Consider the following 24568-nt stretch of genomic DNA (forward strand, 5'->3'; position numbering starts at 1 on the left):
CCGTAGACCCCTGATTCTTTAGCAAAAACTACCGACCAATGCAGCACAGAAATCTGACCCAGGCTTGCACGCGCGCCGTCGCCGGGATGTTCATTGGCGTCTTGATCGCAGCAGCTCCCGGCGCTTTCGCCGACGAAGTAAGCAGTTTCAATCAGAATGCCTCATATTCGCCGAGCAATACGGCGAATTCCCCGTCCTCCTCCTCCAGTTCCCAGGCACTCGGCGGCAACACCGAAAGCGGCGCCAAGTCGTTCCTGTCCGGCATGGCCGGCAAAGCGGGCGACGTGGTCGTCGGTGCGCTGAACATGATCGGCGTGCGCTACCGCTGGGGCGGCAATACGCCGGATTCGGGGCTCGATTGCAGCGGTTTCGTCCGCTACGTGTTCCAGGACACGTTGGGCATGGCATTGCCGCGCCGCGCGGAGGAAATGAGCCGCGTCGGCGAAAAGGTCCGCGTGAGCGACCTGAAGCCGGGCGATCTGGTGTTCTTCAACACGATGCGTCGCACTTTCTCGCACGTTGGCATCTATATCGGCGACAACAAGTTCGTGCATTCGCCCTCCACCGGCAGCACGATCCGCGTCGACGACATGGACGACGGCTACTGGGAAAAGCGTTTCACCGGCGCGCGCCGCATCGAGACCTCGTACCAGGGCGGCGAAGATCTGCGCAAGCGCGTGAACGCGACTATCGGCGGCAATAACTGATCTTTGCCGGCCGGCGGTTCTGGTGCCAGGCCAAAAAGAAAAGCCTGTTTCGTAAGAAGCAGGCTTTTTTGCGTTCCTCCTGGCTGGCGGGCGGTTCAGAGTGGGCGGCAGAGCCGCCCATCAGCGACCGTGAGTCGTCCTTAAGCGACCGTTAATTCACCTAAGCCACCTTTATTCGCCTAAGCCGCCGCGCGGCTCGCCGCCAGCTTGTGTTGCAGCTCCGGCATGATCCTGGCGACAGCTTCCTCGCCAGCGAGAATCGCGGCATTGCGCTGCGAGAAGTCGCTGCCGCTCATTGCCGCGAGGTTCGGCCGGATCACGACGTCGGCATATTTGTCGAGCTCGTACGCCTTGATCGTCTGGCCCATGATCGTGAAGGTCTGCATGAGCACGTCGAACGAACTGGCCGTGAGGCCGCTTTCCGGCCGCTGCGAGATGTCCACCGCGATCACGAAGTCCGCGCCCATCTTGCGCGCGAACGACGCCGGCACCGGACTCACCAGCCCGCCGTCCACATATTCATGGCCGCCGATTTTCACCGGCTCGAAGATCGAGGGCACGCTGCACGACGCGCGCACCGCGACGCCGGTGTTGCCGCGCTGAAAGAGAATCGGCTGACCGGTTTTCAGGTCGGTGGCGACCACGCCGAGCGGCTTGACCATCTTCTCGATCGGCCGATTGTTGAGCGTGGTGTTCAGATAATTCTGCAGGGCGATGCCTTGCAGGAAGCCGCGCGTGCGAAACGGCATGGCCCAGTCGCTGATCGACGCTTCGTCCATGGTGAGCGCGAGCTTGTTCAGGGCGAAGCCGTTCATGCCCGACGCGTAAAGCGCGCCGACCACGGAGCCCGCGCTCGTGCCGGCCACCAGGTCCACCTGAACGTTGCGCGCCTCCAGCGCCTTGATCACGCCGATGTGCGCGAAGCCGCGCGCCGCGCCGCCGCCCAACGCGAGGGCGACGCGCAGCGGCCGCTGCGGCTTGTCGAGCGGCGGCGTGCTGGTAGTGGGCGTGGCCGGGGCTTTATTCGACGACGACTGGCCGTCGATTTTGCTGCCGGCCGTGGTGCAGGCGGCGAGCACCGCGGATGCGGCTGCAAGCGAAAAATGGCGGCGGCCGTAACGAGGCGACGAAGGTTTCAACGAATTCTCCAGCAACGGCGTGGGCGGCGCGATGCGCGCCGCGTGGTGCCGCGATCAGGCAAGGCCGAGGCGACCGCAACGAGCGGTTCCATGCGCGCGGGCGGCGTGTGGGCCCCGGCGCGCGCACATCATAATGCAAAGCGGCGTGAGCGCGGCAGCCGGTAATGAAACGTTGCACCGGCGCGGCGTAGAGGCATGAAGGCACTGTGACCAGCCATCCGGACGAGGGGAGGCGCGCCGCTCACGAAAGGTATAATCCGGCTCTTGCTTTGATTCCTTCGTGTCCATGCGCGGCAGCGGTTCTGCCGTATGGGCACGGTTCGCTGCCGCGCTTCACAGGCGATGTCTGTTGGGCGCCGGCGCCCGTCTTCGAGTAACGCTAATGACCACCTCCGTTCGCACCCGCTTCGCACCGAGTCCCACCGGCTTCATTCACCTCGGCAACATCCGCTCCGCGCTTTATCCGTGGGCGTTCGCGCGCAAGATGAAAGGGACCTTCGTGCTGCGGATCGAGGACACCGACGTCGAGCGGTCCACGGCCGAATCCGTCGACGCGATTCTGGAAGGAATGGAATGGCTCGGCCTCGATTTCGACGAAGGCCCGTTCTACCAGATGCAGCGCATGGACCGTTACCGCGAAGTGCTTCAGCAGATGCGCGACGCGGGGCTCGTGTACCCGTGCTACATGTCGACCGAAGAACTCGACGCGTTGCGCGAGCGTCAGCGGGAAGCGGGCGAAAAACCGCGTTATGACGGCACGTGGCGTCCCGAGCCGGGCAAGGTGCTGCCCGAGCCGCCGGCGGGCGTGCAGCCGGTACTGCGCTTTCGTAATCCGCTGACCGGCATCGTGGCCTGGGACGACGCGGTGAAAGGGCGCATCGAAATCTCGAACGAGGAGCTGGACGACCTCGTGATCGCACGGCCCGACGGCACGCCGACGTACAACTTCTGCGTGGTGGTCGACGATCTGGACATGCGCATCACTCACGTCATTCGCGGCGACGATCACGTGAATAACACGCCGCGGCAGATCAACATTCTGCGCGCGCTTGGCGGCGAGCCGCCGGTGTACGCGCACCTGCCGACCGTGCTCAACGAGCAGGGCGAAAAGATGAGCAAGCGTCATGGCGCGATGAGCGTGATGGGCTATCGCGATGCCGGCTACCTGCCGGAAGCGGTGGTCAACTATCTCGCGCGCCTCGGCTGGTCGCATGGCGACGCGGAGATTTTTTCGCGTGAGCAGTTCGTCGAATGGTTCGATCTCGAGCATCTGGGCAAGTCCCCGGCGCAGTACGACCACGACAAGCTGAACTGGCTCAACGCGCATTACATCAAGGAAGCGGATAACGCGCGCCTCGCCGGTCTCACTCGGCCGTTCCTTGCGGAGTTGGGCATCGACGAGGCGAGCATCGCGCAGGGCGCGGACCTGACGGCGGTGGTCGGCTTGCTTAAGGATCGTGCGTCCACGGTCAAGGAGATTGCCGAGAATGCGGCGATGTTCTATCGCATGCCCGCTCCTGAGGCGGAAGCTCTCGCGCAACACGTCACGGACGCAGTGCGCCCGGCGCTCGGCGATCTCGTTACAGCGCTGAAGACCGTCGAGTGGAACAAGGAGGCGATCGCCGCCGCGCTCAAAGCCACCCTTTCTGCGCACAAGCTCAAGATGCCGCAGCTGGCCATGCCGGTTCGTCTGCTGGTGGCGGGCACGACGCATACGCCGTCCATCGACGCGGTGCTCATGCTGTTCGGTCGCGATGCCGTGGTGAGCCGTATCGAGAAGGCGCTCGCCTGATACGGGCGAGGGCGTCTGAGCGAATTTGCGCGTGCGTTGAGATGGTTTGCATGCGTCTTCAGAAAAAAGTCGCATGCAATTGCTCAAAGGGTATTTACAAAGCGCAAATTGGCCTCTAGAATCTCGTTTCTGTTCTGCAAGGGGGTATAGCTCAGCTGGGAGAGCGCTTGCATGGCATGCAAGAGGTCAGCGGTTCGATCCCGCTTACCTCCACCATCAGAGCAGTGTGAAGTCGTTCCAAATCTTGGAACTTGTAGCAAAAAAGACTTCACAAACAGCAGTGTCGTAGTTAAAATAGCGGTCTTCGCAGTTGACGAAGAGAATAACTGGCAAGTGGTTTTAATCCAGTTTATTTTAGTCAGCGGCGAGTTAAAGACAGATCTGAAAAGATTATGTCCCCTTCGTCTAGAGGCCTAGGACATCACCCTTTCACGGTGAGTACAGGGGTTCGAATCCCCTAGGGGACGCCAAACATCAGCGTCGCTTTAGTGTTCGGTAAAAGTTCAGGTCAACACCCACAGGTCGTTGACCGGCTCGCACCAAAGCAGCGCAGCTTGCAGAGAATTAACCGACGCTCGCAAGCCAGGGTGTAAAGACTGGAGTGGTAGTTCAGTCGGTTAGAATACCGGCCTGTCACGCCGGGGGTCGCGGGTTCGAGTCCCGTCCACTCCGCCAGACAAAGCCCGTTCATGCCAACCTGAACGGGCTTTTTCATTAAAGGTGTAAGCAGTACGTTGTCCCCTTCGTCTAGAGGCCTAGGACATCACCCTTTCACGGTGAGTACAGGGGTTCGAATCCCCTAGGGGACGCCAGAACATCGGCGTCGTTCGGTAAGAAGTTGATCGATGCAGCAGAAGCGAGCTTGCTTGATCCTTGCTTTTAGCCAGTTTGTCAGTGTGAAAATCTGGAGCGGTAGTTCAGTTGGTTAGAATACCGGCCTGTCACGCCGGGGGTCGCGGGTTCGAGTCCCGTCCGCTCCGCCAGATTTTGAAAAGCCCACTTCGCAAGAAGTGGGCTTTTTTTATTCCCCTGACGTTCCCGCAAGGCCATGCCCGGACAAACAGCCATTGCCAGCGCGCGCGGGCTGTTTTACCGTTTATCCGACTTCTCTTCGTCGCGCCGCCATGTTCGATCCAACCGAAGCTCCGTCACCGTTTCATCTCCGCAAAGCCAGCATGGACGATTTCGAGTTCGCCGAGGCGCTGACTCACGGCAACATGGGCGGCTACTATCAGCGGCATCACCTCGTTTGGCGCGGCGACCTCTTTCTCGGCAGCTGGCGCGAGTCGGAAAACTTCATCCTCGAAATGGACGGCAAGGCGATTGGCGTGCTGCGCATCACGCAGGAGGGCGATTCGCTGCATATTCGCGACGTGCAGATCGCCGAGGGATACAGGCGGCTTGGCGCCGGCACCTATCTGCTGGATATGTCGCACCAATGGGCGCGCGAGCGCGGGCTGCGCGAACTGCAACTGCGCGTGTTCGTCGACAATCCCGCGGCGCGGCTCTATCAGCGCAAGGGCTACAAGCTGGCCGGGCCGCGCCTTGCGCAGCTCGGCGCGATCCGTCATCTCGCGCGGCGGGTTTGAGGCCAAAAACCGCGCTTAGCGGCCCTGGGCGTTCGCCGGGTCCGCGCGGTTCAACACTGGCTCTTCGCCAGAAATGTCCTCGGCACTGGTGCCGTGCGCGCTCTCTCCATTTTCCATCCGATGTTCCGAGCCCCGTTCGATAAACGCGCGCGGGCTCTCGCCAAAAGCACGCCGGAACATCGCGGAAAAGGCGCTCTGGCTCTGATAGCCCAACTCGTGCGCGACGTGCGACAGCGGCTGCCCTTGGCTGAGCAACGGGATCGCACGAGCCAGAATCGCCTGTTGCCGCCACTGCGAGAAGCTCACGCCGAGTTCCTGCCGAAAGAGACGCGCGATGGTGCGCGTGCTCGCGCCCACGCTCGCCGCCCACTGTTCGAGCGATTCAGCCGGCGACGGGTCGGCGATCACGGCTTCGCACAGTGCGCGCAGGCGCTTTTCGTTGGGCATCGGCACAGAAAGAGGCAGCGGCTCGGAACGCGTCAGCTCGTCGAGCGCGAGCGCGCCGAGCAGCCGTTCGCGCGCGGGCGAGATGCCGGGCGTGTCCAGCGCGGCAATGACTTCGCGCAGCAGGTTCGAGACTTCGACCACACGCGGCGCGTCGAGTCCCGCGGGCACCGTGCTTTCCGTGATGTAGAGCGTGCGCAGAAATGCGTCTTCGACAGCCACGACCTCGTGCGTGACATGCGGCGGCACCCAGATGGCGCGCGAGGGCGGCACCATCCACGTCGTGCCGGTCGTGGCCACGCGCAGCACACCGCGCGACGCATACGCGACCTGCGCCCACGCATGCTCGTGACGCGCGAAGTGCGAGCCCATCGGCATGGGCCGCGAGCGCACGCGAATCGGGTGCGCTTCGTTCGGCTGAAATTCTGGCGGAGTGTCGGTCAAGCTGACGAAGCTCGAGCGATCAGAACCGGCGTACGGAGTCATGGCAAAGGTCGATCCATCAAGCGAAACGCCACGGCATGAAGCGCGATCAAGGGCGGGCTCTCATTGTAGAGCGTGCGCCTTGCGGCGTTGCATAATGTCCGGACTGACCGACCACATATCGAGGGAGCACGAACGACGATGCAAACCGTCTTTGTCTACGGCACGCTGCGAGCGGGCGAAGTGAACGACATCCGTGAAGCTGCGGCGCGCAACGAGATTGCCGAGCCGAACTTGCTGGGCACGGCCACGGTTCGCGGCCACCTGTTCGACTTCGGCTCGTATCCAGGGCTCGTTGTGGACGAGCAGGGCGTGGATGTGATCGGCGATGTCTACGAGATCGACGATGAGCTAGTCGCCGTGCTCGACGAGATCGAGGCGGTGTACCCCGGCGTCGAAGATCGCTTTCTGGCTCGCGAAGTGATGGTGAAAGTGGACGGCAACGTCGTGAACTGCCGCTTCTATCCGGTTGCGCCTCATGCCGCGCAAGGGCTGCCGGAAATCCGGTCCGGCGATTGGGTGAAGTATCGCGCGACGCGCTGACATGGGCTCGCGCGGGCCGCTAGTCGCATAAAAAAAGCCCGCCAGGCAGCGAGCCTTGCGGGCCGATTACCTTTCATGCCGGGTCACGCTCGCGAACCCGGCGTTCAGCTTCAGATTTCTTCGTAGAGCGGCAGCGTGAGGAAGTCCGTGAACTGTTCTGACGTCGACATCTGCTCGAAGATTTGCGCGGCGCGCTGATAGGGCTTCGTATCGCCGCCCACGGCCTGCTTCACCTTGTCGAGTTCCTGCACGGCGAGTTCGCGCACCAGCCCGGCGCTCACCTTGCGGCCGTCGTCGAGCGTGCCCTTGGGCGAGCGGATCCACTGCCAAACCTGCGAGCGGGAAATCTCAGCGGTCGCGGCATCTTCCATCAGATTGTGGATCGGCACGCAGCCATTGCCCGCGAGCCACGAGCCCAGGTAGTGAATGCCGACGTTGATGTTGTTGCGCAGACCGGCTTCCGTGATCGGCGCTTCCGGACGAAAGTCCATCAGATCGGTCGCGGTGACGAGCACGTCGTCGCGTTGCTTGCCGATCTGGTTCGGCTTGTCGCCGAGCACCTTGACGAACTCTTCCATTGCGATCGGCACGAGCCCAGGGTGCGCGACCCAGCCGCCGTCGTAACCGTCGCCCGCATCGCGCGCCTTGTCGGAGCGCACGCCGGCCATGGCCTTGTCGTTCGCGGCCGGGTCGTTCTTGATCGGAATCAGAGCGCTCATTCCGCCGATGGCCGGCGCGTTGCGGCGATGGCAAGTCTTCAGCAGCAACAGCGCGTAGGCGCGCATGAAGGGCGACGTCATCGTGATCTGCGAGCGGTCCGCGAGGCAGAAGTCGCGGTCGGACTTGAACTTCTTGATCGCGGAGAAGATGTAGTCCCAGCGGCCCGCATTCAGCCCCGAGCTATGCTCGCGCAGTTCGTACAGAATCTCGTCCATTTCAAAGGCGGCGAGAATGGTTTCGATCAGCACGGTCGCGCGAATCGTGCCGCGCGGCACGCCGACCGCTTCCTGCGCAGCGACGAAAATGTCGTTCCACAGACGCGCCTCGAGATGGCTTTCCATCTTCGGCAGATAGAAGTAGGGGCCCGAGCCGCGCGCGACGAGTTCCTTTGCGTTGTGCACCATGAAGAGCGCGAAATCGAAAATGCCGCCCGAGACGCGCTTGCCGTCCACCTTCACGTGCTTTTCGTCGAGATGCCAGCCGCGCGGGCGCACGATCAGCGTGGCGACCTTGTCGTTCAGCTTGTAGCTCTTGCCGTTCTGTTCCAGCGAGATCGTGCGGCGCACGGCGTCCTTCAGATTGATATGGCCGGTGATCTGGTTGTCCCAGCTCGGCGCATTCGAATCCTCGAAGTCGGTCATGTACGAATCCGCGCCCGAGTTCAGCGCGTTGATGATCATCTTGCGCTCCACCGGGCCGGTGATTTCCACGCGGCGGCATTGCAGGTCCTGCGGCAGCGGCGCGATGGTCCAGTCGCCTTCGCGCACGTTTTTTGTCTCGGCGAGGAAGTCGGGGCGCTCGCCCGCGTCCAGACGTTTCGTGCGTTCCGCCCGCGCGTGCAGCAACTGCTGGCGGCGCGGCTCGAACGTGCGGTGCAGCGCGGCGACGAGTTCGAGCGCCTCGCGCGTGAGAATCGCTTCATAACCCGGCTTGATCTCGCCGGTGATTTCCATGCCCTGCGGCAGCGATGACAGCGAATTCGCCATGTTTTCTCCTTGGTCGGTCAGATTGCGAAATGCAAAGTTAAGAGGCGGTTGTGGTTGTTGGTTTGGATGCATCTGTTGGAGACGGCGAGGCTCATGCATTTCCACCGCGGCGCGGGCGGTTCGCGCCGGCGGCGCGTGCCGCGCGTGCCGGGCGTCCCGCAGACGCAAGCGTGTTCAGAAAAGCGAGCAGATCGCTCATGCCCGCACCGGTGCCGTGCGGCGTCACGCCCAGTTCCTCGAGCGGCGCGTTCTGACGGTTGAGCCAGAAGGTCGTGAAGCCGAACCACGTCGCGCCGGCCACGTCCCAACCATTCGACGAAACAAAGACGATCTCGCCCGGCTCGGCGCCGAAGGCCTGCGTGCCGAGCGCATAGGCGGCGCGTGCCGGTTTGTATGCACGCACGGCGTCGACGGAAAGCACGTGGTCGAAGAGTCCGCTCATGCCCGCGCTTTTCACGGCGACATCGAGCATTTGCGGGTTGCCGTTCGAGAGAATCGCGAGGCCGGGACGCGGGCCGCCGGGCGCCGCTGCGCTTGCGGCTGCGTTTGCGCTTGCGTTTGCGTTTGCGGACGTCGCGATTCGAGCGCCCGGCTTCGAAAGCGCAACGCCATCGCGCAACAGACGCAGCGCAGGCACCGCATCGGGAAACGCGGACAGGCACGCGTACTCGTCCATCAGACGCTTTTCAGCGCTACGGCCGAGCGTGAGCTGAAGTTTCTTCGCCGAAAAGCGCAGGGCGTCGCGCGTGATGTCCCAGAACGGACGATAGTGCGCGGCCTCTTCCCCGGAATCGGCAAGCGTGCGCAACTGCGTGTATTCGATCTGCTTCTGGCGCCACAACTGGGAGAGCGCGTCGCCGCGCCCGGGGAAGATCTGCTCCGCGGCAGCGATCACCGAGTGCACGTCGAAAAGCGTGCCGTAGGCGTCGAAAATCACTGCTTTTGGGGAGAGTGTCGTTGTGGCCGACATTGCCGTGCGCTCCTGTCAGAGGTCGGGACAGATTGTATTAGCAGCGTTGTGCGCTAAAAAAGACGCTAAAGATCACTTGATCTTTTACTTTCATCCACCTAATCTGGCGCGCACCGGCCAACTTTTCCGCGAGAGCGGCGCTTCTTCCATGGACCGTTTCAAGCAGATTGAGACTTTCGTCACCGTTGCCGCAAAAGGCAGTCTGTCGGCCGCGGCGCTGGCCGAGGGTGTGGCGCCGGCGATCATCGGCCGCCGTATCGACGCGCTCGAGGAGCGCCTCGGCGTCAAACTGCTGGTGCGCACCACCCGCAAGATCACGCTGACCTTCGAAGGCTCGGCGTTTCTGGAAGACTGCCAGCGCATCATTCACGACATGCAGAACGCGGAGGCGAGCGTGTCGGCGGGCGGCGTGAAGGCGAGCGGCCATTTGCGGCTGTCCGCGCCGGCCGGTTTCGGGCGCCGGCACGTCGCACCGCTGGTGCCGGCTTTCACCGTCGCGCATCCGGACGTTTCCATTACGCTCGATCTGTCGGACCGGCTCGTCGATCTCGTCAACGAAGGCTTCGATTGCGCGGTGCGGCTTGGCGAATTGCCGGACTCGTCGCTGGTGTCGCTCAAGCTCGGCGAAAACCGCCGCGTGTGCGTGGCGTCGCCGTCGTATCTCAGCCGGCGCGGCGCGCCGCATAGCCTCGCCGACCTCGCGCAGCACAACTGTCTCGCGCTCGGCGCGAGCGCCAACCAGCAGCGCGGCTGGATGTTCCAGCAGGACGGCAAGGTGGTGTCGATCAAGGTATCGGGCACGATGGAGTGCTCGGACGGCGCGGTGCTGCACGAGTGGTGTCTCGAAGGCCATGGGCTCGCCTGGCGCTCGTGGTGGGAAGTCGGCGCGGACATCGCGGCCGGGCGGCTCGTCAGCGTGCTCGACGAGTTCGCGGCGCCGCCCATCGGCATTCATGCGGTGTTTCCGCAGCGCCGCCATTTGCCACTGCGAGTGCGGCTTTTCCTGGATTTCCTCAAGCATACCTATGGTCTTCCGGACTACTGGGGCTGACGCCGCGCAACGGGTTTTCCATATTCGGACAGACCCTCAATCACGGTAGGGGGCCGGTTTCCGCGACCTACAATCGTTTCAAGGGCTGCATGAACCGGGGCGCTGGCTGCGGTGGAGGGGCTGCCCGCGGGCCAGCGCCTGCATAAGAGTGCGGGCGCGCCGTGCGGGAAGAGGCACAGCCCCAAAGACGGCACAAAAAAGCAACCGACACGGCGCCCGGACACGGAGGGCACATGTTCAAGCACATTCTCGTTCCGACCGATGGCTCCGACCTCTCGCGCAAGGCGATCGCCGGCGCAATCGATCTCGCGCAGGCGGTCGGCGCGCGCATCACCGCGTACGCCTGTCTGCCGCAATATCCTTACGCGCCGTTCTCCGATATCGCGGTCGAGCCGCCGTCGGAGTTTCTCGACCGCAGCGAGCGCGAAGCGCAGGAACATCTGCGCGAAGTGGAACTCGCCGCGAGCCGTCTCGGCGTGGTCGTCGATCGGCGCACGAGCGTGCATCCCGCGCCGTATCTCGGCATCATCGAAGCGGCGGAGCAGGGCGGTTGCGACGTGATCTTCATGTCCTCGCACGGGCGGCGCGGTCTCGGCAGCCTCCTGATCGGCAGCGAAACGCAGCGGGTGCTCACGCATACGAAAATTCCGGTGCTGGTCTACCGCTGACATCCCTGACGTCGGCCGCATCGCTGCGAAAACGCCTAACGGCGGAAAACGCGCCGACGCTCAGGTCGGCGCGTCGTCCATTCGCCGCGCGATCCGGTTGAATCAGGTTGTGCTGGCTTTATGCAGCCCCCGTCTTATCTGGAACGCTCGCCACCGGCGCTGGCCGCTGAAACTTTAGCGGCCGATGCGCCGATGCCGAAGCTCCTCCCTGTCGACGGTGGCTTGCCGGCACAACCGCTGCGCCGGCAGCCAGCCGTCTGTCTGCCTTGCCTTTTCGCGATCAGGCCGCGAGAGGCCTTACGCGACCTCTTACGCGACTTCGGTTACGCAACTTTCTTGTCGAAGAACTGTTCGTCTTCCGTCGAGCCGTGCAGCGCGGTCGTCGACGCTTCGCGCTCGACCGTCTGGGTGACCGCGTCGAAATAGCCGGTGCCCACTTCGCGCTGATGCTTGACGGCGGTGAAACCCTTTTCCGCTGCCGCGAACTCGGCCTGCTGCATTTCGACGAACGCCGTCATCTGGTTGCGGGCGTAGCCGTGCGCGAGGTTGAACATCGAGTAGTTCAGCGCGTGGAAGCCGGCCAGCGTGATGAACTGGAACTTGTAGCCCATTGCACCGAGTTCGCGCTGGAACTTGGCGATGGTTGCGTCGTCCAGATTCTTCTTCCAGTTGAACGACGGCGAGCAGTTATACGACAGCAATTGATCCGGGTACTCCTTGTGGATCGCATCGGCGAACTTCTTCGCGAACTCGAGATCCGGCTTGCCCGTCTCGCACCAGATCATGTCGGCGTACGGCGCGTAGGCGAGGCCACGCGAGATTGCCTGCTCGAGGCCGGGCTTCGTGCGGTAGAAACCTTCAACGGTGCGCTCGCCGGTCAGGAACGGCTTGTCGTTTTCATCGACGTCCGAGGTGATCAGGTCGGCGGCTTCAGCGTCGGTGCGGGCGAGCAGCACGGTCGGCACGCCCGACACGTCGGCGGCGAGACGCGCGGCGGTCAGCTTGGCAATGTTTTCGCGCGTCGGCACGAGCACCTTGCCGCCCATGTGGCCGCACTTCTTCACCGAGGCGAGCTGGTCTTCGAAGTGCACGCCCGCGGCGCCCGCTTCGATCATCGCCTTCATCAGTTCGAATGCGTTCAGCACGCCGCCGAAACCGGCTTCGGCGTCAGCGACGATCGGCGCGAAGTAGTCGATGTAACCTTCGTCGCCGGGATTCTTGCCTTCCGACCACTGGATCTGGTCGGCGCGCGTCAGCGTGTTGTTGATGCGCTTGACGACGAGCGGCACGGAGTTGGCCGGGTAGAGCGACTGATCCGGATACATTTCGCCGGCCACGTTCGCATCGCCCGCGACCTGCCAGCCCGACAGGTAGATGGCCTTCAGACCGGCCTTGACCTGTTGCATCGCCTGATTGCCGGTCAGCGCGCCGAGCGAATTGACGAACGGCTCGGTGTTCACGCTATGCCAGAGCTTTTCGGCGCCGCGTTTCGCGAGCGTGTGCTCGACCTGCACCGAGCCGCGCAGACGGATCACGTCCTCGGCGGTGTAGCTGCGCTTCACGCCTTTCCAGCGCGGATCGGTTTCCCATTGCTGTTGAAGTTGGCGGGCCTGTTCTTCGCGCGTCGTCATGGTTTTCTCCTTGGTTGCCTAAGAAACGGATGGTGGACTCTGTCTTCGCCGCGACGATCCGCCTTGCAGTCAGCACGCGAGGCGTTCGTTTCGTGAAGTCTTATATAAGAGTCTAGGCAAATCGACAGACGTGCAATAGCCGCCAAACAGCGATTTTCTAATAAATATTTCTATTTGAAATCAGTGCTTTAGTTGGAATCTTTCACATAGAGAAACGGGTTTTCCCATCTTGCAACAGCGGCTGTTGTGCCTTGCAGCACGATTTTTTACGACGCAAAAAATTTTTCCATATCGTGAAATATGGGTGGCGATTTGCCACGGGCGAAAAAAAACCGGTGCGTGGGCACCGGTTTTTCGGATCGGCCAAGCCGACTGCGGAGCGCTGCCGGGGTCCTTCAACTGCTTGCATCAGCGGGATAAAGGCTGCCGCCGTAGGGCCGGCCAAGCCGTTACCGGCCCGCGCTGCAAGCTCTCCCGCGTTGCGTCAGCTTAGCTGCCGCGACGCGCGGTACGCGGGCCGTCGCTGCGGCGCGCGCCGTAGCCACCGTCACGCGAGCCGCCGTAGCCTTCGCGCGAACCGCCGCCCGACTTGCCCGCCCAACCGCCGCCATTGCCGCTGCCGCTGCGCGAAGCGCCATTGCCACCCGGCTTACCCGAGCCGCTACCGAAGCGGCGTCCGCCGCCATTGCCGCCGCCCGGACGGCCGCGGCCGCCAAAGCCAGGACGGCCGTTACCCGACGGAGCCGACTTGCGCGGCTCAAAACCTTCAACGACATTCACCGGCAGCGGCGTGCGCACGAAACGCTCGATGCGCTTCAACGCGCCCTGTTCGGCGTGATGCACGAGGCTCACCGCGATGCCCGAGCGCCCGGCGCGACCGGTACGGCCGATACGGTGCACGTAGTCTTCGGCAAACTTCGGCAGGTCGTAGTTGAACACGTGCGTGATGCCCGGAATGTCGATACCGCGAGCGGCGACGTCCGTTGCCACCAGCACGCGAACGCGACGCTCGCGCAGTGCCTTGATGGTGCGGTTACGCGCGCCTTGCGGCAGATCGCCATGCAGTGCCGCCGATTCGAAGCCCGCGTCCGCAAGACGGCCAGCCAGCTGGTCGGCGTCCATTTTCGTTGCCGTGAAGACGATAGCCTGGTCGAGGCCCGTGTCGCGCAGCAGATGATCGAGCAGACGGTCCTTGTGATCGCGGTCGTCGACGTAATGAACGGTTTGCGCGATGTTGGTGCGCTGCTCCATGCGCTGAACGATCTCGATACGCTCCGGATCCTTCAGCAGACGGCCCGTCAGCGAACCGATCTTGCCGTCGAGCGTGGCCGAGAAAAGCATAGTCTGACGCGTGGCCGGCGTGGCCGCGACGATCGTCTCGATGTCTTCGATGAAGCCCATGTCGAGCATGCGGTCGGCTTCGTCGAGCACGAGAATCTGCAGTTGCGACAGGTCGATGCGGCCGCGCTCCAGGTGATCGATCAGACGGCCCGGCGTGGCAACCAGGATTTCCGGGTTCTTCGCGAGCAGCATCAACTGCTGGCCGTAAGCGACGCCGCCCAGAATGCTGACGGTGCGCAGGCGCTTCAGGTGCTTGCCGTACGTGGCGGCGGCGGTCGTGACCTGCATCGCGAGTTCGCGGGTCGGCGTCAGCACCAGCATGGTCGGACGAGCGACCGGTTGCGGGCGGCGCCCACGGCCGCCGTCGGCGGGACGCGGCTCACGCGGCTGGCTCGCTTGCGCCTTTTGCAATTGCGAGAAACGTTCGATGGCGGGCAGCATGAACGCGGCGGTCTTGCCCGAACCGGTCGGGCTGGAGACCAGCAGGTCGCGGCCGGCGATGCCGGCAGGAACCGCGCGCTGCTGAACCGGCGTCGGGTTCTGGTAACCAGCGGCGGTCAGCGCGGAGACGACATCCGCGGACAGGCCGAGCGACGCGAACGTCGGGCCGGCGGGCGCAGCGGCTTCAGCGGCGACGGCCGGTGCGGCAGCAGCGGCTGCGGCTTGTGCGGGTGCGTCGGCGAAACCGAGGGCCTGGTCGGCGATGGCGTTCAACGGGCTGCTGGAAGTATTGCTCGAAGTCATGAGAATCCTTAAAACACAGGGAATTAAAACGTCGGCGCCAATCGGCATACCCAAGTCGTCGGATTCAGCGAGCAAAGAAGCAGCGAGCAAATCGAAAAACGGGGGCAACTCGCGACAATGAAGGCGAGTTTTTCGTTAGAAGCTGTATCGGATGCGACACGCCAACATGGCTTGCCGCCAGCCTGGGACATGATCGCCCGTAGGGGGCTAGGCAGGAGGGGACAGGTTCTAAACTGGATTGGAGCTAAACGCTACGAGGCGCTGCGCCGCAACGGCCGCTTATGAAAGCCGGGCAAAGCAGTGAAGCGCAGGCAGCATTGTATAGGTATCTGCTGCACTGCGCCACTGTTAGGAGATTTCCTAGCGCAAAAGTTGCCGCGCGGCGGCCGGAAGCCGGCAAGCGGCGCGCGCCGAGCGGCTTGGGCCCGCGCGAGCCATCAGGCAGAGGCGCCGCTCTTCAGCGATTCGACGAGTTCCACGTATTGCTGCTTCGCCGCGTCCTGCGCTGTGCCTTGCAATGCGGCCCACGCTTCGTACTTGTATTTGCCGACGATGTCGGCAAAACCGGGCTTGTCGCCGTGCACGTCGCCTTCGCTCGCCTGCTTGAAGAGGGCATAAAGGCGCAGCAGCGTGAGGTTGCCCGGGCGCTCGGGCAATTGCTTGACGTCTTCCTGAGCTTGCGTGAACTGGGTGTCGAGGTCCGTCATCTTGATGCTCTCCGGCGGGATGGTCAGGTGGCCGACGATCATAACAATTGCATGCCGCGGCGTGGCCGAGGGCTCATTCCAAACGTCGGCGGCCGCGAGCAGAAGACACACGGCGGCGAGCGCGAAAAAGGCGCAAAACCGCAGATGGCTGACGACTGCGCGGCCAAAGCTCATCCGCGCGCGCGGCGCCGATTACAATACGGTCCATGACTCAAACCGTGCTTCTTGCCCTCGATACTTCCACCGAATTCTGCTCGGTAGCGCTTCTGGCCACTGCTGTCGACGCCGCCGGCCATGCATGCGCCGAGCCGCGCGCGTGGGTCCGCCACGAAGAGACCGGGGCCGTGTCCAGCACGCGGCTTTTGCCCGCGATCCGCGAACTTTTCGACGAAGCGGGCCTGACGCTCGCCGTGTGCAACGCGATCGCGTTCGGTTCCGGCCCAGGCTCGTTCACAGGACTGCGCACCGCGACGGGCGTCGCGCAAGGGTTGGCCTTCGGTCTCGATCTGCCGGTCGTGCCGGTCAGCACCCTGCTCGTGTGCGCCGAAAGCGCGCGGCGCCGCGATCCGGCGGCGACGCGCGTGCTGGCCGCGCTCGATGCCCGCATGGACGAGATCTACTGGGCCGACTACGCGTGGGACGGCGCGCAAGGCGAATGGGGCGTCGTGCAGGGCGCGTCGCTCGATACGCCCGAGCGTCTGGTCTTGCCCGACGCGCCTTTCACGCTCGCCGGCAACGCCGCCGCGGCTTTCGGCGCCCGGCTGCCGGCGGCGGCCGCCGCCCGGAGCGTCGATCGCGATGCCTTGCCGCATGCATTGCCGCTCGCGTACGCGGCGCTGCGCGCCTTCCACGCGGGCCGCACGGTATCCGCTGATCAGGCCGCGCCGCAGTACGTGCGCAACAAGGTCGCGCAGACCACCGCGGAGCGCATGGCGGACAAAGCCGCGAAAGCCGCCGGGCAGGCCGCGGCGCTCGCCGACGACCCCGGCTTGCGCGAGGGACGGCCATGAGCGGCGTGCTGCTGGCGGACCGCTACATGTCGCCAATGACGGAAGGCGACCTGGACGAAGTGGCCGCCATCGAAAAGCTCGCCTATGAATTCCCCTGGAGCCGCGGCAATTTCGGCGACTCGCTGCGCAACGGCTATTTCGGCGTGTGTCTGCGGCACGTTACGGGGACGCTGATCGGATATTGCGTGCTGATGCCTGTCGTCGACGAAATGCATCTGCTCAATCTATGCGTGGCGCCCGCCGCGCAAGGCGCGGGCGCCGGACTCGCGCTGCTGCGCGAAGCCGTGCGCATTACACGCGCTGAAAAGCTCGACGGACTGTTGCTCGAGGTGCGGCCGTCGAATCATCGCGCGATCCGGCTCTACGAGCGTTTCGGCTTCACGTCGATCGGCCGGCGCAAAAACTATTATCCGGCGCGGCATCGCGGCCGGGAGGACGCCATCGTGATGCGTTTATCGTTTGTGAGGGAGGGCGCAGATGGCGCTGCATGAATCGGTGCTGGAAGAGTTCGGGCTCGCGCCGCGCTGGGTGCGTCGCGGGATGGCTTTGGGGCATGAAGGGGCGGTGGCAGACGAATCTTCTGTGGCGCAGCAGCCGGCTGCGGTGCAGGAAGCGGGCATGGCGCAGGAAGGAGCCGCAGCACGAATACAAGCCGTTTCGCAAGAACTCGCTGCAGCCGCGAGCGTCGCGCAAGGCGTCGCCCCGCAAGGCCGCGCTGCCCGGCCCGTGTCGCAAGCGCAGCCGCAACATTCACAACTAGCAGACGATAGCCACACAGCGCCCGCCGGCCAACCGTCACGTACGCCGGAGCCGCAACGCGCGCCGTCCAGCGCCGCGAGCCGTGACCTGCGGCCTGCCGAGCCGCCAGGCACCCTCGAGCCAGCCTCTTTCGACGCTCCGCCCGACGACGGCTTCGCATGGTTCGACGATCTGCCGCTCCATCCGCCGGGCGAGGCCGACGCTGCCGTGCCGGCGCTGCCAGCAATCAACACCCTCGACTGGGACGCGCTGAGCGAGCGCGTCGCGACCTGCGAGCGCTGCCGGCTGTGCGAGAAACGCACGAAGACCGTATTCGGCGTCGGCGACCGGAATGCCGACTGGATGCTGATCGGCGAAGCGCCGGGCGAGAACGAGGACCGCGTGGGCGAGCCCTTCGTCGGCCAGGCGGGCAAGCTGCTCGACAACATGCTGCGTTCGCTGACGCTCGCGCGCGGCACCAATGTGTATATCGCGAACGTCATCAAGTGCCGCCCGCCAGGCAATCGCAATCCCGAGCCCGACGAAGTCGCGCGCTGCGAACCTTACCTGCAACGCCAGGTGGCGCTCGTCAAGCCAAAGCTGATCGTCGCGCTTGGCCGCTTTGCCGCGCAAAGCCTGCTCAAGACCGACGCGAGCATTTCGTCGCTGCGCGGCCGCGTCCACGAATACCAGGGCGTACCGGTGGTCGTCACGTATCACCCGGCTTATCTGTTGCGCAGCCTTCCCGACAAGGCCAAGGCGTGGGCTGATCTGTGCCTCGCGCGCGCTACGTGGCGCGAGGGCGGCGGCGCAGCGTCGGATGCGGCGAAGCGGTGACCGCGGATCGACCGCCGGCGCGCCGGCCTGACGGGCTGCGCGCCGATCCCTCGATCCTTCGCAGCTTGCTCGACACGCTGCATGACCCGGCAGTGCGCGACCTCGCGTGGCTGCTGTTGAGCGCCGATCTGTTGCGGCCGCAACCGCCGGCGGGTGAACTGGCCAGGCCGTTTGATACGCCCGAAGAATTCACCGCAACGCTCGAATTTTTACGCTCGCTCGACGCGGCCCCCGAGCCTTTACAGCGCAATCTTGCCGCGACGCGCATCACGCGGCTCGGCCGCTACGCCGAAAGCCTGCTGGGCTGGTTCCTGCAACATGGGCCGGCGGCGCGGCTCGTCGCGGCCGGCGTGCCGCTGCGGCGCGCGGGCGTCACGCTCGGCGAATGCGATTTCCTGCTGAGCACGCACGAGGGCGAGCGGCTTCACTGGGAGCTCGCGGTGAAGTGCTATCTGCACGCTGGTCATGCCGGCGCAGAGCAGGCTTTGCAGCCATCGGCGGGGTTGTCGGCGCGGCTGTCAGCGCGGTTGTCAGCGCGGCTGTCAGACTACGTCGGCCCGAACCTGAAAGACCGCTTCGACTTGAAGCTCGCTCATCTGCTTAACCATCAACTGCCGTTGAGCGCACGCGAGGAGCTTGCGTCGGCGGGCTATCCGGGCTCGTGGACGCCGCAAATGTTCGTCAAAGGCTGGCTGTTTTATCGGCGTGACGAGGTGCCGCCCGATCCTGTCGAACTGAATCCTGGGCATGGCCGGGGCTGGTGGGTGACGCACGGCGACTGGCTGGAGTTTGCACACACACGCGGCGCGCATTGGCGCGTGCTGCCGCGTCTCGAATGGCTCGCGCCGCGTCGCTACGATGCCGGCGAACGCGAGGCGGTCGCTCCGCTTCTGCTCAATGCCCAAACGCTTGCTGCACAAACCTTGCAGCAACCTGCTCCGACGATGGTCGCGGCGTTCACCGAAGACAGCGCGGGCAATCTGCTCGAACAGTCGCGCGGTTTCATCGTGCCCGACGATTGGCCGCAGAGAGCGCGAGAGTACGCTGCGCAGTAGCGCTGTGTTACCACCATCGATAGAAATGATGCACCGGCCCGACGCCGCTGCCCACCTGTAGCCGATCGCTCGCCAGCAACGCGCCGGTCAGATACTGCTTGGCATCCGCGACCGCGCTCGCGAGATCGTCGCGTTGCGGAATCAGCGCGGCAATCGCCGACGACAGCGTGCAGCCCGTTCCATGCGTGTTCTTCACCGGCACGCGCGGGCCGCCAAGACGCAGTGTGCCGCTTTCCTGCACCAGCCAGTCGGGACTGTCGGCGGCGCTCAGATGGCCGCCCTTCATCAGCACCGCGCGGGCGCCGAGCGCGCGCAGCGCTTCGCCTTGCTCGATCATCGCGGCTTCGTCGGTAGCGGGCTGCACGCCGCCAAGCAGGGCGGCGGCTTCGGGAAGATTCGGCGTCAGCAGGTCGGCAAGCGGCAGCAGTTCGTCGCGCAGGGCCGCGACCGCATCCGGCAGCAGCAGCGCATGATTGCTCTTTGAGATCATCACCGTGTCGAGCACGATGCGCGTCGGCTTGTGACGGCGCAGCGCCTTCGCAACGGCGCTCACGATCGAAGCGTTCGCCAGCATGCCGATCTTCACGGCGTCGATGCGGATGTCGTCGAATACGGCGTCGAGTTGCGCGGTAACGAAGGCCGCGTCCGGTGCGTGAATCGCAGTGAGGCCGCGCGTGTTCTGCGCGGTCAGCGCGGTGATCACGCTCGCGCCGTACGCGCCGAGTGCGGAGAAGGCCTTCAGATCGGCCTGAATGCCGGCGCCGCCGCCGGAGTCGGAACCGGCGATCGTCAGCACGTTGGGAATCGATTGGGTCATGGCAAAGCGGACAGGCAGAGCAGGATAAAGGCGGGCAGTCGGCCGGCAGGCGTTGGCCGCAGCAGGCGGCCGTGCCGCGTGCGGCTCGGCGCCTGACTCAATGCTTGACTTCGCCGATCAGTGCGACGGAGTCGAACGCGCGCTGGTTCGCCTGGTGACGCCGCATCACGAGCCACATCATCAGGCAGACGAAGGTGCCGAACAGCACGATGACCGCCGCGACCGGCACGTCGAGCCACACGAGCACGGCATAGAGGCACAGCATGATCAGCACGGAGAGATTTTCGTTGAAATTCTGCACGGCGATGGAGTGACCGGCCGACAGCAGCACGTGGCCGCGATGCTGGAGCAGCGCATTCATCGGCACCACGAAGAAGCCCGACAGGCCGCCGACCACCATCAGGAAAATGTAGGCGAAGATCAGGTAACCAGGCACGTGCATGCGGCCGAAGTACAGCCCCCAGTGAGCGGGGAACAGGTGGCGCGTGTAGAACGCCATCAGCATGACGGCAACGCCCATCATGATGCCGACCGGCAGTACCGACAGCGACTTTTTCAGCGGCACGCGCGAAGCCGCGAAGATCGCCCCGCCGGCCACGCCGACGGCTACCACCGCCTGAAGGATCGCAGCTTCGGACAGCGACATGCCGAGCGACACTTCCGCCCACTTGAGCACGATGAATTGCAGCGTGGCGCCCGCGCCCCAGAAGAGCGTGGTCACTGCCAGCGAAATCTGCCCGAGCTTGTCGCGCCACAGCACGACGAAACAGTCGGCGAAATCGGTCACGAGTTTGATCGGGCCGTGCTCCTGTTTCGGATAACGTGCGCCGGTATCGGGAATGCGCAGATTGAAGAGCGCGGCGATCACGTAGATCACCATGATCACGAGCATCGCCGCTTCTGCGGGCGTGTTCACGGTGGGGATATGGTGCCGCAGAATCGGCGCGGCAATATGCGGGCTGATGAGCGCGCCGCCCAGCACCGTGCCGAGAATGATCGAGCCGACCGTGGTGCCTTCGATCCAGCCGTTAGCGGCGACGAGGCGGTCAGGCGGCAGCAGTTCCGTGAGAATGCCGTATTTGGCGGGCGAATACGCAGCCGCGCCGAAACCCACGATACCGTACGCAAACAGCGGATGCGCGCCGACCAGCATCGTGATGCAGCCGAGCACCTTGATGGTGTTGGTGATGAACATCACGCGTCCTTTCGGACGGGAATCGGCAAAGGCGCCCACGAAGGCGGCGAGAACGACGTACGACAGCACAAAGAACAGCTTGAGCAGCGGCGTCATCCAGTTCGGGGCGTGTAGATCTTTTAGCAGTGCGATAGCGGCGATCAGAAGCGCATTGTCGGCCAGCGACGAAAAAAACTGCGCGGCCATGATGGTGTAAAAACCTTTTTTCATCTGATGCGATGCTGTCCTCGCTGCGGTCTGTCCGCCCCGGCCGTTTGTTATGCGTCCGGGCTTATGCCGTTCGAAATGGGTTGTGCGCACGGCTTTATATCATGAAAATAGCTGCATTCAGACTAGCAGAATCCTTGATCGCACCGCCCAGCGGGCTGCCGCGCGTTGAAAACGCCCTGTAAGCCGCTGATTCGCAAGCGTCTTTACGAAAATATTCCATGCCGCGCCCCCTCTCAGCCACGATTCACACCTCCGCCCTCGCCAATAACCTTGCCGTCGCGCGCCGCTATGCGCCTAAATCGAAGATCTGGGCGGTCGTCAAGGCCAATGCCTACGGGCACGGCCTCGCGCGGGCCTTTCCAGGTTTGCGCGCAACCGACGGCTTTGGGTTGCTGGACCTCGAAGAAGCCGTGAAGTTGCGTGAATTGGGCTGGGCCGGCCCGATTCTTTTGCTCGAGGGCTTTTTTCGTCCTACGGATATCGACGTCATCGACCGCTATAGCCTCACTACGGCGCTGCATTCGGACGAGCAGTTGCGCATGCTCGAAATGGCGCGGCTGTCCAAGCCCGTCAACATCCAGTTGAAAATGAACAGCGGCATGAACCGGCTCGGCTACACGCCGGAGAAATTCCGCGCCGCGTGGGAACGGGCGCGCGCCTGCCAGGGCGTCGGCCAGATCACGCTGATGACCCACTTCTCCGACGCCGACGGCGAGCGCGGCGTCGCGCACCAGATGGAAGCGTTCGAGCGCGGCGCGCAAGGCATTGCCGGCGCGCGTAGCCTCGCCAACTCGGCGGCCACGCTGTGGCATCCCGAATCGCATTTCGACTGGGTGCGCCCGGGCATCATCATGTATGGCGCGTCGCCTTCGGGCGTCTCGGCCGCGATCGAGGGCACCGGCTTGCAGCCGGCCATGACGCTCGCCTCCGAACTGATCGCGGTGCAGTCCATCGCGGAAGGCCAGACGGTCGGTTACGGTTCGCTCTTCAAGGCGCGCGCGCCGATGCGCATCGGCGTCGTGGCGTGCGGTTACGCGGACGGTTATCCGCGCGTGGCGCCCGAAGGTACGCCGGTCATCGTGGACGGCGTTCGTACGCGGATCGTGGGGCGCGTTTCGATGGATATGCTGACCGTCGACCTCACGCCGATTCCCACGGCGAACGTCGGCTCGCGCGTCGAACTGTGGGGCACGTCGCTGCCCATCGACGACGTGGCGCGCGCCTGCGGCACCATCGGCTACGAGTTGATGTGCGCGGTCGCGCCGCGCGTGCCGGTGCGCGCCGAGTGACGCGGGACTGATGCCTGACTAAAGAACAACCAAGCAACAGCGAAGCACAGCAAGACAACAATAGAACAACCGCAATTCGGGCAGGAACGCGTGGCAAAAGCAAAAACGGTGTACGTATGCAGTGAATGCGGCGGCCAGTCGCCGAAATGGGCAGGGCAATGTCCGTCCTGCCAGGCCTGGAACACGCTGGTGGAGTCGGTTGCCGAAGCGCCGTCCACGCATCGTTTCCAGTCGCTCGCGAAGAGCGCGCCGGTGCGGCGCCTCGCCGATATCGAAGCGTCCGACGTGCCACGCTTTTCGACCGGCGTCGGCGAATTCGACCGCGTGTTAGGCGGCGGTCTCGTGCCGGGCGGCGTGGTGTTGATCGGCGGCGATCCGGGCATCGGCAAATCCACGCTGTTGCTGCAGTCGCTCGCGGAAATCGCCGCCGACAAACGCGCGCTTTATATCAGCGGCGAAGAGTCGGCCGCACAGATCGCGTTGCGCGCGCAACGATTGTCGCTGCTCGAACCGGGCTCGAAAGCGAGCGAACTGCAATTGCTCGCCGAAATTCAGCTCGAAAAAATCCAGGCGACGATTGCCGATCAGCAGCCCGATGTCGCCGTGATCGACTCTATCCAGACCGTCTATTCCGACGCGCTCACATCAGCGCCAGGCTCCGTCGCGCAGGTGCGCGAGTGCGCGGCGCAACTCACGCGTATCGCGAAGCAGTCGGGCACCACGATCATCATGGTCGGCCACGTGACGAAAGAGGGCGCGCTCGCCGGCCCGCGCGTGCTGGAGCATATCGTCGACACGGTGTTGTACTTCGAGGGCGACACACATTCGTCGTTCCGCCTCGTGCGCGCAATCAAGAACCGCTTCGGCGCGGTCAACGAACTCGGCGTGTTCGCGATGACCGAGCGCGGCTTGCGCGGCGTCGCCAATCCGTCGGCGCTGTTTCTGTCGCAGCACGAGCAGTCGGTGCCGGGCTCGTGCGTGCTGGTGACGCAGGAGGGCACGCGGCCGCTGCTCGTGGAAGTGCAGGCGCTTGTCGATTCCGCGAACGCGCCAAATCCGCGGCGTCTCGCCGTCGGCCTCGAACAGAACCGTCTCGCGATGCTGCTCGCGGTGCTGCACCGGCATGCCGGCATCGCCTGTTTCGATCAGGACGTGTTCCTCAACGCAGTGGGCGGCGTCAAGATCACCGAGCCGGCCGCGGACCTCGCGGTGCTGCTCGCCATTCATTCGTCGATGCGCAATAAGCCGCTGCCCAAAGGGCTCGTGGTGTTCGGCGAAGTGGGGCTCGCCGGCGAGATCCGGCCGTCGCCGCGCGGTCAGGAGCGTTTGAAGGAAGCCGCCAAGCTCGGCTTTTCGGTGGCCGTCATTCCGAAGGCAAACGCGCCCAAGCAGCCGATAGAAGGCTTACAGGTCGTTGCGGTCGAGCGTATCGAACAGGCAATCGACCGGGTCCGCACGCTCGAATAGACGGGCGTCGCGCCCATGCCGGGCATGCGCCCTGCACGGCGCGTGCCGTAATGCGCGGTAAATATCTCCAGGTTGCCTGTAACCAACAAGCCCTTCCTTTTTCCTTAAGCTGCAAAGCTATTGCATCCCTTGATGCCGGAAAAAGGATCGCACCTTGAAACAGTCACACGAAACTCTGGCCGAGCGGCCGATACAGGTGCGCGGTTGCCGGGTCTCCGCGCCCATTCATCAACCTTGGGGCGGCGCTTACCGGATTGTCGAGTGGATCGACCGGACCGGGCAGATTTCGCGCCGCGCGGTGGCGGGCGACGCGACCGCCGCCGACGTGCGCGCCACGATCAATCGCCACGTGGAAGGCCGCAAGCACGTGCTTCACGACGACGAAAAGACGCCGCGTCAAACCTTGCCGCGGCAGACGGCGGCGCGGCGATAGGC

At 64.2% G+C, this 24568-nt stretch carries 22 protein-coding genes and 5 tRNA genes; 18 read left to right on the forward strand and 9 right to left on the reverse strand.

The window, feature by feature from the left end; genetic code table 11:
- Positions 1–38: 38 nt before the first annotated feature.
- Positions 39–707: a C40 family peptidase gene (locus A3AC_RS0119675; RefSeq protein WP_025600955.1), complete on the forward strand. Its 669-nt coding sequence runs from the start codon at positions 39–41 to the stop codon at positions 705–707.
- Between the two features lie 179 nt (positions 708–886).
- Here A3AC_RS0119675 and A3AC_RS0119680 read toward each other — a convergent pair whose 3' ends face one another.
- Complete coding sequence (locus A3AC_RS0119680; RefSeq protein ID WP_025600956.1) at positions 887–1846, reverse strand: patatin-like phospholipase family protein; 960 nt, start codon at positions 1844–1846, stop codon at positions 887–889.
- Between the two features lie 382 nt (positions 1847–2228).
- Between A3AC_RS0119680 and gltX the strand changes: the two genes are divergently transcribed.
- The 7 genes from gltX to A3AC_RS0119715 all read left to right on the forward strand — a co-directional run bounded on the left by gltX (position 2229) and on the right by A3AC_RS0119715 (position 5227).
- Positions 2229–3638, forward strand: coding sequence for a glutamate--tRNA ligase (gene gltX / locus A3AC_RS0119685; RefSeq protein WP_025600957.1), 1410 nt, complete (start codon positions 2229–2231; stop codon positions 3636–3638).
- A gap of 140 nt (positions 3639–3778) precedes the next feature.
- Positions 3779–3854 (forward strand) — tRNA-Ala (locus A3AC_RS0119690).
- Between the two features lie 178 nt (positions 3855–4032).
- Positions 4033–4108: transfer RNA gene (locus tag A3AC_RS0119695), tRNA-Glu, on the forward strand.
- 128 nt (positions 4109–4236) lie between these two features.
- Positions 4237–4313: transfer RNA gene (locus tag A3AC_RS0119700), tRNA-Asp, on the forward strand.
- 61 nt (positions 4314–4374) lie between these two features.
- Positions 4375–4450, forward strand: a tRNA-Glu gene (locus tag A3AC_RS0119705).
- A gap of 94 nt (positions 4451–4544) precedes the next feature.
- Positions 4545–4621: transfer RNA gene (locus A3AC_RS0119710), tRNA-Asp, on the forward strand.
- Positions 4622–4762: 141 nt separating this feature from the next.
- On the forward strand, positions 4763–5227 hold the full coding sequence (locus A3AC_RS0119715; protein ID WP_013588836.1) for a GNAT family N-acetyltransferase: 465 nt from the start codon (positions 4763–4765) through the stop codon (positions 5225–5227).
- 15 nt (positions 5228–5242) lie between these two features.
- Here A3AC_RS0119715 and A3AC_RS0119720 read toward each other — a convergent pair whose 3' ends face one another.
- A complete protein-coding gene (locus A3AC_RS0119720) occupies positions 5243–6157 on the reverse strand; it encodes an AraC family transcriptional regulator (protein WP_025600958.1) in 915 nt (304 codons plus the stop codon).
- A gap of 138 nt (positions 6158–6295) precedes the next feature.
- On the opposite strand from A3AC_RS0119720, the gene A3AC_RS0119725 reads away from it, so the two are divergent.
- The gene (locus tag A3AC_RS0119725) at positions 6296–6697 is read left to right on the forward strand and encodes a gamma-glutamylcyclotransferase family protein (RefSeq protein ID WP_025600959.1); all 402 of its coding nucleotides are present in this window, start codon (positions 6296–6298) and stop codon (positions 6695–6697) included.
- A 110-nt stretch (positions 6698–6807) separates the two neighbouring features.
- Here the strand turns inward: A3AC_RS0119725 and aceB are convergent, their stop codons facing one another.
- Together aceB and A3AC_RS0119735 are read right to left on the reverse strand one after the other, a co-directional pair.
- Complete coding sequence (aceB, locus tag A3AC_RS0119730) at positions 6808–8403, reverse strand: malate synthase A (RefSeq protein WP_025600960.1); 1596 nt, start codon at positions 8401–8403, stop codon at positions 6808–6810.
- 91 nt (positions 8404–8494) lie between these two features.
- Entirely contained in the window at positions 8495–9373 is an 879-nt protein-coding gene (locus tag A3AC_RS0119735; protein WP_025600961.1) for a (S)-2-haloacid dehalogenase, read from the reverse strand.
- A 148-nt stretch (positions 9374–9521) separates the two neighbouring features.
- On the opposite strand from A3AC_RS0119735, the gene A3AC_RS0119740 reads away from it, so the two are divergent.
- Together A3AC_RS0119740 and A3AC_RS0119745 are read left to right on the forward strand one after the other, a co-directional pair.
- On the forward strand, positions 9522–10424 hold the full coding sequence (locus tag A3AC_RS0119740) for a LysR family transcriptional regulator (RefSeq protein WP_025600962.1): 903 nt from the start codon (positions 9522–9524) through the stop codon (positions 10422–10424).
- Positions 10425–10657: 233 nt separating this feature from the next.
- Entirely contained in the window at positions 10658–11092 is a 435-nt protein-coding gene (locus A3AC_RS0119745; protein WP_025600963.1) for a universal stress protein, read from the forward strand.
- A 323-nt stretch (positions 11093–11415) separates the two neighbouring features.
- Here A3AC_RS0119745 and aceA read toward each other — a convergent pair whose 3' ends face one another.
- From aceA to A3AC_RS0119760, 3 genes are all read right to left on the reverse strand, one after another.
- Positions 11416–12723 carry an isocitrate lyase gene (gene aceA, locus A3AC_RS0119750; protein WP_006052990.1) on the reverse strand — a complete coding sequence of 436 codons (1308 nt, stop codon included), beginning with the start codon at positions 12721–12723 and terminating at the stop codon, positions 11416–11418.
- Between the two features lie 489 nt (positions 12724–13212).
- On the reverse strand, positions 13213–14808 hold the full coding sequence (locus A3AC_RS0119755) for a DEAD/DEAH box helicase (RefSeq protein WP_025600964.1): 1596 nt from the start codon (positions 14806–14808) through the stop codon (positions 13213–13215).
- 437 nt (positions 14809–15245) lie between these two features.
- A complete protein-coding gene (locus A3AC_RS0119760; RefSeq protein ID WP_025600965.1) occupies positions 15246–15515 on the reverse strand; it encodes an acyl-CoA-binding protein in 270 nt (89 codons plus the stop codon).
- Positions 15516–15721: 206 nt separating this feature from the next.
- Between A3AC_RS0119760 and tsaB the strand changes: the two genes are divergently transcribed.
- From tsaB to A3AC_RS0119780, 4 genes are read left to right on the forward strand one after another with little or no spacing between them, the layout of a single operon-like run.
- Entirely contained in the window at positions 15722–16525 is an 804-nt protein-coding gene (gene tsaB, locus A3AC_RS0119765) for a tRNA (adenosine(37)-N6)-threonylcarbamoyltransferase complex dimerization subunit type 1 TsaB (RefSeq protein ID WP_025600966.1), read from the forward strand.
- Positions 16522–17016, forward strand: coding sequence for a ribosomal protein S18-alanine N-acetyltransferase (gene rimI, locus A3AC_RS0119770; protein ID WP_025600967.1), 495 nt, complete (start codon positions 16522–16524; stop codon positions 17014–17016). Before tsaB ends, rimI begins: the two co-directional genes overlap by 4 nt.
- On the forward strand, positions 17003–18100 hold the full coding sequence (locus tag A3AC_RS0119775) for a uracil-DNA glycosylase (protein WP_025600968.1): 1098 nt from the start codon (positions 17003–17005) through the stop codon (positions 18098–18100). Before rimI ends, A3AC_RS0119775 begins: the two co-directional genes overlap by 14 nt.
- Positions 18097–19155, forward strand: coding sequence for a DUF1853 family protein (locus tag A3AC_RS0119780; protein WP_025600969.1), 1059 nt, complete (start codon positions 18097–18099; stop codon positions 19153–19155). Before A3AC_RS0119775 ends, A3AC_RS0119780 begins: the two co-directional genes overlap by 4 nt.
- Before the next feature lie 7 nt (positions 19156–19162).
- On the opposite strand, the gene thiD is transcribed toward A3AC_RS0119780, so the two are convergent.
- Positions 19163–19972 carry a bifunctional hydroxymethylpyrimidine kinase/phosphomethylpyrimidine kinase gene (gene thiD, locus A3AC_RS0119785; protein ID WP_025600970.1) on the reverse strand — a complete coding sequence of 270 codons (810 nt, stop codon included), beginning with the start codon at positions 19970–19972 and terminating at the stop codon, positions 19163–19165.
- 97 nt (positions 19973–20069) lie between these two features.
- The gene (gene lplT, locus A3AC_RS0119790; RefSeq protein WP_025600971.1) at positions 20070–21377 is read right to left on the reverse strand and encodes a lysophospholipid transporter LplT; all 1308 of its coding nucleotides are present in this window, start codon (positions 21375–21377) and stop codon (positions 20070–20072) included.
- A 218-nt stretch (positions 21378–21595) separates the two neighbouring features.
- On the opposite strand from lplT, the gene alr reads away from it, so the two are divergent.
- The 3 genes from alr to A3AC_RS0119805 all read left to right on the forward strand — a co-directional run bounded on the left by alr (position 21596) and on the right by A3AC_RS0119805 (position 24566).
- Positions 21596–22666, forward strand: coding sequence for an alanine racemase (alr, locus tag A3AC_RS0119795; RefSeq protein WP_025600972.1), 1071 nt, complete (start codon positions 21596–21598; stop codon positions 22664–22666).
- Between the two features lie 90 nt (positions 22667–22756).
- On the forward strand, positions 22757–24133 hold the full coding sequence (gene radA / locus A3AC_RS0119800) for a DNA repair protein RadA (RefSeq protein WP_025600973.1): 1377 nt from the start codon (positions 22757–22759) through the stop codon (positions 24131–24133).
- 154 nt (positions 24134–24287) lie between these two features.
- Entirely contained in the window at positions 24288–24566 is a 279-nt protein-coding gene (locus A3AC_RS0119805; protein WP_025600974.1) for a DUF2866 domain-containing protein, read from the forward strand.
- Positions 24567–24568: the final 2 nt, after the last annotated feature.

Origin of the sequence: Burkholderia sp. WSM2230, from assembly GCF_000472445.1 — a bacterium.
Lineage (GTDB): Bacteria > Pseudomonadota > Gammaproteobacteria > Burkholderiales > Burkholderiaceae > Paraburkholderia.